Raw genomic sequence first — 12963 nt, 5'->3', positions numbered from 1 at the left:
GTTTTCAGTTTGTTGATGAAGATATATTTTTTAGATTTGGTTTAAAACCCAACCAAAATGCCCGACCTCTCTTTTTCTCAAAACGATTCGAACTGGAGCCTTCTTAAAAAGATTTCATTTCAGTTTTTCTTTATCCTCTTTTCTCTGTTTATCATTTTCAATAATAATGGAGCCTTTTATTTTTTTCGCCTGCTTTTTTCTTACCCCAGCCACTTGCTCCGTCAATTTATTCCATGGTTTTCAGCCAATGTGTTAAAATACGAGTATGATTTTACCATTTTCACCAATGGAAGTGGCGATACCTCCTATGATTATATTTCCCTATTATTCTTTTTTATGGTTTCGCTCGCCGGATGTTTTTTATGGTCAATATTAGACCGGAGCCGAAAAAACTATAATAAGTTATACTATTGGTTAATTGTGTTTATACGTTTTTATGTTGCTTTTACACTTATTTTATACGGCTCGATTAAAGTAATTAAACTTCAATTTCCTGATCCTTATTTAAGCCGTCTTCTTCAACCCTTCGGAGAAGCATCACCAATGGGTTTAGCCTGGACATTTTTGGGGCTTTCCAAAGGATACAACATCTTTATGGGGATTATTGAAATTTCATCGGTACTGCTTCTTTTCAGAAAAACTATGGTTGCGGGCGCATTCTTATCCTTAGCGGCGAGTGTACACGTAATGGCCATGAACTATTTTTTCGATGTTCCCGTTAAAATATTATCAACGGCTTTGGTCTTCATGTGTCTTTTTATTCTGGCACCCTATTTTTTAACCATTTATCGGTTTTTCTTTAGCAATACTCCACAGCAACTAATTAAACCCCAGGCCCCGGTTTTTAAAAAGAGGTGGCAAAATATTACTGTAACCTCCTTAAAATATTTATTTATTGTTTCCACCATCGGATTTACCTTAAGCAACGCTTGGTCTTCACAATACCGGTATGGTGCTCTTGCTCCTAAACCAGCTTTATATGGCGTTTATAATGTAGAAAGCTACAAATTAAATGGAAAAGAGCTTCTGCCCTTAACAACAGATAACGAAAGATGGAAACGGCTGGTTATAGAAAATTCAGATTTTGTAAGCGTAAAATTAATGAATGACAGCAACGTATTTTTTAGCTTTAAATTAGATCCGGAAACCAAAGAAATTGGAATGGGACCAAGAAAAGGAGTGCCAACTCAATATAAGTTTAAATACAATGCTGATGACCGGAATAAATTAATTTTATCCGGATCGAAAGATAAAGATTCATTATCCATTACCTTTAAAAAGTATGATTTAAAGAATTTCAGACTCATAAACCGGGGGTTTCATTGGATTAACGAACATCCATATAACAGGTAACCGCATTTTTGTTCTGATCTCCAAACATCACTACTTGCTTCATTTTTTTTATCTTCGCTACATGTCTTCACACCATATTGTAAAAGAAAAGCAAGAGCCTGCATTATATATTGATGAACTTGGCGATTTTAACGAAGAAAATCTGGGTCAGCTTTTAGAGTGGAGCCCTACATTATTGGTTAATTACAGCAATTACGACAAAATTATTTCTTTAGGCTTAAAGGTTGATGTGGTTGTTAATGCGGCAGAAATTGACCCACAGGAAAACACTAAAATTATTCAGGGCCCTGTTGATGCGCTCATGGTTGCGGTAAATTACCTAGTTGAAGAAAAATATCCGGCAGTAAATGTAATTACCGATAAATTTGATTTAGAAAGATTTGCCGGATTTAACAATAGTATAAACTTAGTGGTATTTACCGCTACAGAAAAATTTTATGCGGTAAAAAGCGGTTTTTCCGTTTGGAAACCGGCAGGAACTCTGTTCAACATTCATGGCAATTCTTATATTGAAGTAAGTAATCTTTTACAAAATGAAACGGGTTTATTTACCGTTGTTAAAGATGGCTTTATAGATTTTAGTTTTTCAGGAGAACCTATTTTTATCAGCGAACAAATATGATAACACTTAGAAAAGCCAAAGAAGAAGATATTGAGCTGATCAGAATGATTGCAAAGGAAACATGGCCTTCTACTTACCTCGAAATTATCGGGCAGGCTCAGATTGATTATATGCTGGACAAAATGTACAGCAGGGGCGAATTGCTTAAACAATTAATGGAAGGCCATATTTTTTTGATTGCTGAGGAAGATGAATTTCAATATGGTTTTGCGGGGTACTCCATTTCGGACCATGAAAACCGGGTTTATAAATTGCATAAACTTTATGTATTGCCAGGTGCACATGGCAAAGGTGTTGGCAAAATTTTAATGAACGAAGTCCTTAATCAGGTTAAAGATGCCGGGGGCAGTGCTTTGCAGCTTAACGTTAATAAATACAACAAGGCTAAAGATTTTTATTTAAAAGCCGGATTCAACATTAAAGAACCGGTTACAATTGATATTGGTAATGGCTATGTAATGGATGATTATGTGATGGAATACCAAATTCAGTAATTTTAGAGGGCTTTGGCTTTAAAACAATATAAATGGCCACTTACAAAACGGAACAAAAGAATGGAAGATACTTCTGCATAACCGCTGAAGATAAGGAGATCGGCGTTTTAGTGTATAAGCAACCTTTTAATACCTCCAATGTTGGTGCAGATTATGCTCCGTTAATCGATTTGCCCAACAAAACCACCTATTATTTTGAAAGAAATCTTTTAGGATGGTCTCCGTTAAAAAGAAGAGAAGAAACTGTATTGGAATATAAATTTCAAAACGGAGGAAAAACAGCTTTTAGAGTTATTGAAGAGGGTATAGAACGTGAATTTACACTTTACATGGCTGAGGGTTACGCCACGATATCCTTCCACTTATCTGACGAAAAGGAGCAGCATTTGTTAGAAATAAATGCAGTACCCTGCTGGTGGACAGAAACAGCTGGCAAAAATTACACTTATACCATTTCTTCTTCAAAAGTGTTTGAGGAACTCCCTTTTAGTACAACCCTGGTGTTAACAGTTACTCATTTTATCAACCTGCGAATGTTCTGGTCGTACAACTATCACCTCAACCGCGATAACCCGGTACAATAATCAATTTAGGCAACCGAAGGTTTATTAAGGTAAACCGTCTTTTTTTAAATCAGAAATATCTTCCTGCTTAACAATTTTAGTCAATTCCGGATCAAAATAGAATACATCTTTTCGGTCTGTTTTAAATCCAAAACTATTATTGGCTTTATACTGATGTTCCATTTTCCAGCCATTAAATACAGGCTTATAATTTTCTTTAATCGAGTCCCGCATTTTCATTGGCAAATCCATTCTCTTCGATAGTTCATCGCGGTACTTTATAATTTCATCAAGCCGTTTGTTTGCCAGTTTTTTCTGTTCCACATTTTTTGCGTGTATTAATGCTTGCTGCCTGCTCATTAACTCTGGAAAACTTTCGATTAATTTATCAAGGTTGTTATGTATACTATCGTAAACCTTTGCATATTCGGGATCACCAGCATAAGTAGAATAAGAACTGTCTATTTTGCCAAATACGCCCGCTTCATAACCGTAAGTATAATTTTTAGGTGCCTCAAAGAGTTCTTTAATCAGTGATTTTGCTTTTTCTTCGGGCGCAGCAGGAGCCGTACAGCAACATGCCGACAGGATAAATATGGAAACTGCAAGAATAAAAATAGCCTTCATCTTCTTATAATCTTGATTAAAGATAAGAGATGAAGGCCGGTTAGAAAAGTTATTGTTTTAATTTCGGGATTCTGGTTGGTGTATCCTTTCCGTTAACAATTGTAATTGCACTTTTTGCAATGGCTTTAATGGTTGATAAGATATTTTCTACATCTAAAGTGCTGTATTCATCTTTTATCGTGTGGTAAAATTTATCTACATCAATTTGATCTGTGCTGATGGTGTGTGCAGGCACGCCAAGCGCAGCAAGCGTTGCATTATCACTGCGATAAAATAAATTTTGCTGTGGGTAAGGATCCGGATAAAAAGTAAATTCCGTTCCTGCCAAATTCTTTTGCAAAATTTTTCCGAAATCAGATTTATCGTACCCCGTAATGAAAGCGCTATTTTTTCCAAACTTAGAATCTTTACCAATCATTTCAATGTTAAACATGGCAACCACTTCGTCAGGGTTTAATTTTTCTGAGAAATATCTTGCACCAAAACCACCAATTTCTTCAGCAGTAAAAGCCACAAAAATTAAGGTCCGTTCATTGTTATTTAAGGTTTTGTAGTATTTCGCAAGCGCAATCATTGCGGTTGTTCCGGATGCGTCATCATCGGCGCCATTTGCTATACTATCTCCTTCCGTATTTTTCAAAATACCTAAATGATCGTAATGACCTGAAAAAACCACCAGTTCTTTTGCTTTTGATTTTCCCGGAATCATACCCGCCACATTGAAAAGAGGCATTTTATCTACTTTACTCTTGGCTTCAGCTGAAAAATCAGAAGCCGCATCAACACCTAATACAAAAACCTGTGTTGCCGTTTCAGCAGCATTAACATCCTTTTCATCTAAAGTTGCTGGTCTGTCAATGTAGTTCTTATATCGTTTAAAGTTTTCAGCAAATTTTGCATCCACTAAAACCAATTGGTTTTTCTTTGAGGTAAGCGAAGCTCTAAACTGCTCTACAAAAGGTTTATTTACATCAAGCTTTATAATTTCGGCATTCCCTTTATTGATGGATACACTTTCTGTAGTTACACCGGCAATCATTACTGATACGGGATCAATTTCCTTACCATCAATTTTTACAGATGTACTTAGTTTTTTGATCTGGTATTTATAAAAACTCTGACGAAAACCAGTTGCCCCCGTTAGAGGTTTTAAGCCTATTTTTTTAAATTCTGTCTCAATAAAAGTTGCAGCCTTATCAATGCCCGGCGAAAAAGTAGCACGGCCCTGCATTTCATCACTGCTTAAAGTTTTAATCAAATGATCCGTGTATTCTTTCGTTATAATTTTATCAATGTTTTGTGCTCTAAGCTGCAACCCAGCTAACCCAACCAGGGTAAAGAGGAATATTTTTTTCATTTTATTATCGTTTTCTTGTATTTATTTGATTTTAATCTGCGAGTTTAGCCAATTATCTCTGAATTTTTGCATTTCAGGTGTTAAAACACCTCCCGTTTTTTCTATAGAAACAATTTCTAAAGCAGGGTCTTCAGCAAAGGTCAAACGGGTTGTTTTTTGCGCTCCGCGATAACTGTAATTAATCGTAACTACGTCTCCTGGTTTATGATTTTCTGTAATTTTATTTAATGCGGCTATATCTTTAACTTCTGTACCATCCATACTTAAAATTATATCATCGATATCTAAACCTGCATCGTATGCGGGCGTACCCATCATGGTTTGCGACAAGCTTACTTTTTCATTATTGAAATTTACACGCCCAAAGCCAGCATAGGCCTTGCCTGGATTTGCTTTACGCAATATAAAACCTGCATTTAGCAATAACTTTTCGTAATTGTTTTTCTCTTTTCCGTAAATATACCGTTTAAAGAAGTCGGCTGCAAAAGCTGGATTTTTAGTTATTGAAGCTAAAGTTTTCTCCAAATCGGGTACAGTATAGGCAATTTCCGGTTTGCCATAAGCTTTCCAAAGTGCCCTCATGTAATCATCAAGCGTAAGTTTAAATTCTGTCCTTAACCGAAGATCTAGGGCCAGTGCCGTTGCTGCTCCGTAAGTATAATAGGAAGTAAAAATATTTACTTTATTGGTTTGATCAATCGCTACGCCTGCATCGGCAAAAACCGCATATCTACTCGCTTCAATCGGAGAAAAGTTTTTCGCTCCTGCAGAATTTAAAACAGCATTAATTAAACCATTAAAAGTTTGAACAGCATTATCCGTTGTTTTTAAACCCGCTCTTGTTAATAATAAATTGCCATAATACTGGGTAAAACCCTCAGCCAGCCAAAGTTCATCGCTAACATTTGAATGTTCAAAGTTAAAAGGCTCCAGGGTTTTGGGCCTCAATCTTTCTACATTCCAACTGTGGAAATATTCGTGAGAAAAAGTTCCCAGCAAGGCTGATTCGTTGCCTTCAATTTTAGGTGTACGCTGCACAATTGAGGTCGAATTCCGGTGCTCCATTCCATCACCTGCATTATCCGGGTAAACATCATCCAAAAAGTAATAATGCCCATAATCATAAACAGGAAATTCTCCCCAAACAGCCAGATGCTCATCAACCATTTTTTTGAGCTGGGTTGCATAATTATCGATCGTTTTTTGTTCGTCGTTAGAATGCGCAATTAAATGAATGGTTTGAGTTTTTCCATCCGGATTTTTCACTTCCCAACTGGCTGTTTTATAATTGGCTATTTCTGTTGGGCTATCCATAAAATATTGCAAATCCCGGGCATAATAGGTGTCATTCCCCATAGGTTTTAGCTGGGTAGCAACTTTCCAGTTTTGCTTTTCGCTGTAATTAAATTTTACCAGCCGGGGGCGCGCATCCATTCCAACCGGAAAAGCAAAAGTTGCCGGAATGTTCATGTGGGCATGACTTTCGTCAAAGCCTGCATAAGTTCCGTCAATCCAGTTTCCAAATAAAGTATAGGTTATTTTTACATTGCTCCCATGATTTTGAATTTCATAAACATCACCGGCCGATTGATTAATCGTCAAAGCTTTTCCATTTTGATCAAAAGCCTTAAGATTATATACATTTTTTCCAAATTCATGCGTAGCATAGCGCCCGGGTGAAGAACGGCTCATCCTTACTTTTAATGGCCCTGCAGGAACATTTGGAATTAACATGCTGATTTCTGCCTCATGGTGGATGGCATTTGGAAAAGAAACCGCATAACTGATCTCATTTTGAGCGAAAGCACAGAGTGAAAATAAACTCATCATCGCTGTACCAAGAATTTTTTTCATAAAAAAAGTTTGAAGGCCTTAAAATACCACTTTAAATGTTGAAATGTATGCAGCAGCAGATAATTCAGGCTTATTTATGGGCATCCATCTTACATTTTACACTATTCCTGATCCCAATCATGTTTTTCAAGATCCCGGTAAGCTTTACCTTTTAATATTTCCTTTCGTTTTGTGGATTCGGAATCCACCCGGGTTTCGTGAATGTTATCTGCTACTTCAATTTCAAAATCTTTATCTTTTTTCGATTGATATATGGCTACTTCATCACCATCCGCAGTAGCAAAATCATAAGGACCACGACTGCTCATCAGTTTTACAAAAACCGGTAAACATTCAAAGAAAATAAACAATAACCCAATAAAAGTTACAGCCAGTGCGGTGTTATTATCCCGGGTGCCATCAGCATTAAATTTAAGCTGCCCTAAAGCCCAGTTCCGATCGGCAAAGCCGGCAATATTAGCCAAACTATCCTGCTGTTTTGCAGTAAATAATTTTTCGGTAAATAAACCGTCAAACTGTTTTCTTTTGTCAATAAAAGTTTCTGATTTGCCAATATTGGTTTTTAAGCTATCCAAATCAGCTTCTCTTTGTTTTATTTCAGCTTCTTTCCGTTTAGCGTAAGGTCCATATCCCATCACACCGGATGTTTCTGTCGTTTTATTACCAAAAATCTCGAAATTCAGCTTTTGTCTGTCCGATTTTATTCCCTTTTCTAAAGAATCCCTTGTTGCTTTTTGTTGGTTCAGACGACCAAACTCAACTTGATATTTATTTTCGAAGACCTTATTTAACGTATCAATTTTTGCACGTTGTCCGTTTAAATAACTCACCTTTAAACGCTCTTTAATTTCTTTATCAAAAATTTTCAGCTCTATTGGCCTTGAAATTACAATACCAATCATAATGGCCAGCAAAATACGTGGTGTAGCCTGCAAAAGCTGTTTATTGGTAGTTGCACTTTTATTAATACTGGATACGATGTAACGGTCCATATTAAATATTGCCGCTCCCCATAATAATCCAAAAACAATGGCGAAAATTATAGCTAAATCATCTCCTTTAAACACAAAATACATCGCATAACCTCCAGATAGGGCTGCAAAAAGCCCCGTAAAGAATATGGTGGCTCCAATTCCCGTGTATTTATTTTGTTCAGATGGATATTTTTCGAGTGTTGGAATGTGAGCGCCAGAGCAAAACCAAAAAAAGCGGTTCAGTTTGTCCATGATAATATTTTATAATTAAACGCCTGAGGCCTAAACATGTTACAAAAAATCTGAATATTGTAAGAAGTTTTTTTAATCGGCTGGCTAATTCAGTTTTTTATATCTTTGTGCATACACAAAATAACATGAAAGAAATATCAGTACAAGAACTAAAACAGAAGATCGACGCTAAAGAAGATTTTCAATTGATTGATGTTCGTGAAACATTTGAATATGAAGTTTCTAACCTTGAAGGAGAAAACATTCCTTTGGGTGGAATTTTAATTGAAGCAGATAAAATTGCTAAAGATAAACCTGTTATTATTCAGTGCCGGAGCGGTAAAAGAAGTGCTGCTGCTGTAATGCAATTAGAACAACAATATGGTTTTGATAATCTTTATAACCTAAAAGGTGGGATTTTAGCCTGGCAAGAGGCTTTTGATCCAAATATGCCTGTTTACTAAATCATAATGATTGAGTGTATGATGAAACCCTGTTTTGCATACACTCAATCTTTTTAATCTGATACCGTGGGTAAAAAATTCGCATTAAATATTTTCTATAACCTGGCCATTATCCTTTCTCTTTTCGGATTGGTTTGGTGCTATAACAACGGGAAATACATTCCGGCAGCTTTTTTAGTAGGCACTGGTGCCTGCTTAATTTATTTTAAAATTCAGCTGACAAAAGAAATCAGAAGATCTTTTAAAGAAAAAGATCAGAAGTAACGCCTTCCAAACCTAATCCGGGTAAATCTTTTAAGATATAACGTCCGTTTTCAAACACCGGATCATTAAAAGGGTTATTTTTAGTTAGCCAAGGGCCGTCTAAATCAGCCCAATTGCATAATGGAGCTAAGGCTGCCGCAGCTAAAGTAGCACAACTTGTTTCACTCATGCATCCAATTAAAACTTTCATTCCAAAAGACCGGGCTTTTAAAATCATCTGATGGCCTTCGTACATGCCGCAGCTTTTCATCAGCTTTACATTAATGCCGTGATAAACACCTTTTAAATTGTCCATATCGGCTAAACGTTGCACAGCTTCGTCTGCTAATAATGGTATCGGGCTTCTTTCGGTTAACCAGGCATTTCCATCCGGATTATTTTTATCCATTGGTTGTTCAATTAAAACAACACCTTTGCTATGCAACCAATAAATCAAATCAATGGCTTTAATTTTATCCGCCCAACCCTGGTTTGCATCCACGTACAAAGGCACATTGGTTAAATCCCGTATTGTTTCAATAATCTCCTGATCGTTATCCCGACCCAGTTTTACTTTTATTACTTTAAACGCTTCAGCATCTTTCAGTTTTTCGCGGATAACTTCTGGTGTATCAATGCCCACCGTGTACGAGGTAACCGGCATTTTAGATAAATCAGCTCCATAAATTTCGTAACAAGGTTTATTTAAAATTTTCCCCTGAATATCATTTAAGGCAATATCAATAGCTGCTTTTATAGCGGGCTGACCTGGAGCAAGGCTATCGAGGTAGGCAATAATCTCCTGAAAATTAAACGGGTATTGAATTTTATCCCAATCGACGAGATTTATAAAGGTATTTGCACTTTCATAACTTTCGCCCATGTAAGGCACCATAGAGGCTTCTCCATAACCAATAACATCTTCATACTGAACTTTTAAAAGCATCAGCGGCGTACTGGTCCGGGTAAATTTAGAAATAGAAAAAGGATGTTTTAATTCCAGCTCAAATGGCTTGCAACTTATTTTCATTATCAATCGTCTATAAAATAATAGGTAACTATTAGCTGACTGAAGTATATTTGTTTTATTAACGCAAATCACCCCGCCATGAAAAACATTTCAAGATTACGGTATTTTATTTATTTTTCCTTAATAATTATTGGAGGATGTACCACCGGAAAAAAAGCCCTGCAAAAAGGCGATTATGATGCTTCTGTACTTAAAGCTGTAGGACGATTACAAAATTCGCCAAAAAATGCAGAAGCTACTCAAGTTTTATCAACGGCCTATAACCTTGCTTTGCAAGATCATTTAAGAAGGATAGAGGAGGCAAAATTAGCTGCCGATCCATTTAAATGGGAATCTGTAATATATGATTACCAAAAAATTAATCAGCTTGCCGATGAAATTAATAGCTGTCCGGCTTGTTTAAATGTGGTTGCCAATCCTTCTAAGTACATTAAAGAGCTTACTGACAGTAAATATAGTGCCGCGGTGGCAAGATACGACTCAGGCCTTGCTTTATTGCAGCAAAACGATCGGTTAAGTGCTAAAAAAGCTTATTACGAGTTTGAAAAAGCACAGAACTTTTATCCAAATTATAAAGATGCTAAAGCTAAAATGGAAGATGCCTATTGGGCTGCTGTAACCAGAGTGGTGGTGCAACCAATTTTGGTAAACAGCAGGATCTATAAATTGAGTGCAGATTATTTCCAGCAGCAAATCGATAATTTCATAGGTGATTATCAAAAAAACAAATTTGTTTTATTTTACTCTGAACAACAGGCAAGCAGCCAAAAAATAAGACCAGACCAGGTTTTAAGTCTAAATTTTGATGATTTTGTGGTTGGTGAAACTTATGTAAAGGAACGGGTAGAGAAATTAAAACGGGATAGCGTGGTAATGGGTGAGACAAGGGACAAAAAAGTAATTTATGGAACAGTTAAAGCTACTTTAAGCATTTTCGATAAGAAGGTTTCTTCTTCGGGTTTATTGGATTTAACGATTACCGATTGGCAAAGTCAAAAAATAATCAGACAGCAAAAATTTCCGGGAACTTATATTTGGCAGGACAGCTGGGCAAGTTATAAAGGCGATGAAAGAGCTTTGAATAACCAGCAACTTATGATGTGCAGGAGGAGAGAGACGGTACCGCCACCTCCGGGTGCTTTATTTTTGGAGTTTACCAAACCTATTTATAACCAGCTGGTAAACGACATTACCTATTTTTATAACAATTACTGATGAATGGCACCCACTAAATAACAATTAGTGGGTGCTTTATAATCCAAACGTTAAAATAATTCGCCGTTGTAAAGCCATAAAAATATAATGGCTAATATTGCAGCAATGAATACCGGCTTATACAATCCTTTCCAAAAATTTGATTTTTTATACAAAACCTGCTTTTTAAGCGGTCAAACGTTCAACTCTCCTGTAGTTCAGGTTCCTTTAATTCCTAAATGGCTTTTAGCACAGGCAGGATTAACCGGAGAAGAACAAATCCAGTTTCTGGATGAAAGTATCCGTTCATATAACACTTTGGTTATTCCGGTAAACAGCGAAATCAATGAGCAGTTTTTAAATCCACTTGAGGCTAAAATTGAAGCAGCCTTTGCGCAGGGTTACGAGGCTGTTTCGGCATTGCCACCACTGGATTTATTTAACTGGATTGGTAAGTTTTTATACGGTTTTGTTTATATCGAAATGCATTCTGCTTTGCGAAAAGAAATGACGGCTGACGGTTTAAACATGTCGCAATCTTTAATGATGAAGTTTGGCAACCTGAATTTCATGATTCAGAACTTATACACCAGTTTGGTATTTGAAGATTTTACACCTTGGTCTATAACCATAGTTAAACTGGAAAATGAGGAAACGCCTTTTAGCTTCCGTGATGAAATTAATACCTTAACTTTCTCTTTAAAGATGAAAGATTTTGGAATAATTGCTTGTTTACAAGACAACGGCACCAATAAACGCTATCATCAGGATATTGTGAATGAAGTAGAAGGAAAGGCTTTAACGGCTGAACAATTTGAAGAACTAAGCGCCCGTTTTTATTATTCGGCCTACCTTTTTAACCGCCTGCCCGAATACACTTTTATGCCTGTGGAGGGAACCACTTACATTGAGGCTATGCCTTTACGCGGAAACATGACCAAGCCTCTTTTTGACGTGTGGCAACATAAAATTTATGCGCAGGTTTTAGAAAATTTTTGGAAACCGTGGGGTTATGTGGTCTTCGAAATTATTAAAAACCCGGAGCAACCTATGAGTTTTTTTGAAAACCCTTATTTACCGGTGGCGGGATAATATATTATTTCAGTTAAAGAAGTTATTACAAGAATAATAACGTTCAGGAAAACAAAGCCTTTTTAATAAACCCGGTAGCAGCGGCAGCTCCTGATTTTTCATCAGGACTATAGCGAATGACGGGATGACCGCAAGCGATGAAAAACTGACATTCGTTTCCAAAACCCGAATCATCTTATAATTCGGATTTCAGTATATTCTTAATTTGGAAATGAACGGTTTTGAACCTTCGGCCTTAATTTAAATACTATCTGCCTCCTGTTAATGCGGTGAAGAAGTTTTGTAAAATACCCGGCACAAAAACAATCGTGAAAATTAGTCCGGTTAATGCGCCAAAAAAGTGTGCATCATGGTTAATACTGTCTCTCGAATTTCTGGAGGCATATGCACAATAAACCAGATAAATAACGCCAAAAACAACCGCCGGAATGCCTATTGGAATAAACATAATGTAAATCTTCGACATCGGATTATACAATATAAAGCTAAACAGCACTGCACTAATTGCACCTGAAGCCCCTAAACTGTTATAGTGAAAGTCATCCCGATGTTTAAAAATGGTTGGCAAATCACTCAAAATCAACCCTAAAAAATACAGTAAACCAAATCTCCAGCTTCCCATTAACTGCTCCAGCGTAAAAGCAAAAGCGGCAAATGTAAACATATTAAAAAACAGGTGCATCCAATCTTTATGGATTAACCCACTTGTTATAACGGAATAAATTCTATGTCCTTTTGATACGCTATATGGATGCAGCATAAACTTACCGTAAAGACTATGATCATAAAAAGCATAGAGACTGGTTACAACAGTAAAAACAAAAATTAGGGTTGCAACCGGAGCAATATTGAAGTATTCCATTTG

The 12963-nt window shown here is 36.5% G+C and carries 14 protein-coding genes; 8 read left to right on the top strand and 6 right to left on the bottom strand.

From position 1 onward, the window contains the following. Positions 1-57 precede the first annotated feature (57 nt). The 4 genes from O0955_RS04725 (at position 58) to O0955_RS04710 (ending at position 3053) form a co-directional block, all read left to right on the top strand. Positions 58-1353: a hypothetical protein gene (locus O0955_RS04725; protein ID WP_269426370.1), complete on the top strand. Its 1296-nt coding sequence runs from the start codon at positions 58-60 to the stop codon at positions 1351-1353. Between the two features lie 61 nt (positions 1354-1414). Beyond that, positions 1415-1975 carry a thiamine pyrophosphokinase gene (locus tag O0955_RS04720; protein ID WP_269426369.1) on the top strand — a complete coding sequence of 187 codons (561 nt, stop codon included), beginning with the start codon at positions 1415-1417 and terminating at the stop codon, positions 1973-1975. Then, positions 1972-2469, top strand: a complete 498-nt coding sequence (locus O0955_RS04715) for a GNAT family N-acetyltransferase (RefSeq protein WP_269426368.1) — start codon at positions 1972-1974, stop codon at positions 2467-2469. Before O0955_RS04720 ends, O0955_RS04715 begins: the two co-directional genes overlap by 4 nt. A 32-nt stretch (positions 2470-2501) precedes the next feature. Continuing rightward, a complete protein-coding gene (locus O0955_RS04710; RefSeq protein ID WP_269426367.1) occupies positions 2502-3053 on the top strand; it encodes a hypothetical protein in 552 nt (183 codons plus the stop codon). Between the two features lie 24 nt (positions 3054-3077). Here the strand turns inward: O0955_RS04710 and O0955_RS04705 are convergent, their stop codons facing one another. The 4 genes from O0955_RS04705 to O0955_RS04690 all read right to left on the bottom strand — a co-directional run bounded on the left by O0955_RS04705 (position 3078) and on the right by O0955_RS04690 (position 8096). Further along, positions 3078-3659 carry a hypothetical protein gene (locus O0955_RS04705; RefSeq protein WP_269426366.1) on the bottom strand — a complete coding sequence of 194 codons (582 nt, stop codon included), beginning with the start codon at positions 3657-3659 and terminating at the stop codon, positions 3078-3080. A 49-nt stretch (positions 3660-3708) separates the two neighbouring features. Then, a complete protein-coding gene (locus O0955_RS04700) occupies positions 3709-5016 on the bottom strand; it encodes a M20/M25/M40 family metallo-hydrolase (protein WP_269426365.1) in 1308 nt (435 codons plus the stop codon). 21 nt (positions 5017-5037) lie between these two features. Continuing rightward, on the bottom strand, positions 5038-6870 hold the full coding sequence (locus O0955_RS04695; RefSeq protein ID WP_269426364.1) for a M61 family metallopeptidase: 1833 nt from the start codon (positions 6868-6870) through the stop codon (positions 5038-5040). Between the two features lie 101 nt (positions 6871-6971). Beyond that, complete coding sequence (locus O0955_RS04690) at positions 6972-8096, bottom strand: DUF4407 domain-containing protein (protein ID WP_269426363.1); 1125 nt, start codon at positions 8094-8096, stop codon at positions 6972-6974. A 125-nt stretch (positions 8097-8221) separates the two neighbouring features. Between O0955_RS04690 and O0955_RS04685 the strand changes: the two genes are divergently transcribed. Together O0955_RS04685 and O0955_RS04680 are read left to right on the top strand one after the other, a co-directional pair. Next, positions 8222-8539, top strand: coding sequence for a rhodanese-like domain-containing protein (locus tag O0955_RS04685; protein WP_269426362.1), 318 nt, complete (start codon positions 8222-8224; stop codon positions 8537-8539). Positions 8540-8605: 66 nt separating this feature from the next. Beyond that, positions 8606-8803, top strand: a complete 198-nt coding sequence (locus O0955_RS04680) for a DUF6358 family protein (RefSeq protein ID WP_269426361.1) — start codon at positions 8606-8608, stop codon at positions 8801-8803. Here the strand turns inward: O0955_RS04680 and O0955_RS04675 are convergent. Continuing rightward, complete coding sequence (locus tag O0955_RS04675) at positions 8781-9812, bottom strand: dipeptide epimerase (RefSeq protein WP_269426360.1); 1032 nt, start codon at positions 9810-9812, stop codon at positions 8781-8783. The genes O0955_RS04680 and O0955_RS04675 overlap by 23 nt on opposite strands. Positions 9813-9890: 78 nt before the next feature. Between O0955_RS04675 and O0955_RS04670 the strand changes: the two genes are divergently transcribed. Together O0955_RS04670 and O0955_RS04665 are read left to right on the top strand one after the other, a co-directional pair. Beyond that, positions 9891-11027, top strand: coding sequence for a hypothetical protein (locus O0955_RS04670; RefSeq protein WP_269426359.1), 1137 nt, complete (start codon positions 9891-9893; stop codon positions 11025-11027). Positions 11028-11114: 87 nt separating this feature from the next. Beyond that, positions 11115-12098, top strand: coding sequence for a hypothetical protein (locus tag O0955_RS04665; protein WP_269426358.1), 984 nt, complete (start codon positions 11115-11117; stop codon positions 12096-12098). 247 nt (positions 12099-12345) lie between these two features. Here the strand turns inward: O0955_RS04665 and O0955_RS04660 are convergent, their stop codons facing one another. Next, positions 12346-12960, bottom strand: coding sequence for a rhomboid family intramembrane serine protease (locus O0955_RS04660; RefSeq protein ID WP_269426357.1), 615 nt, complete (start codon positions 12958-12960; stop codon positions 12346-12348). Positions 12961-12963: the final 3 nt, after the last annotated feature.

Source organism: Pedobacter punctiformis, assembly GCF_027213715.1.
In the GTDB taxonomy this organism is placed as follows: Bacteria; Bacteroidota; Bacteroidia; order Sphingobacteriales; family Sphingobacteriaceae; genus Pedobacter; species Pedobacter punctiformis.
Note: the sequence above shows the minus strand (reverse complement) of the source record. Positions and strands in the feature narration are given on the sequence as shown.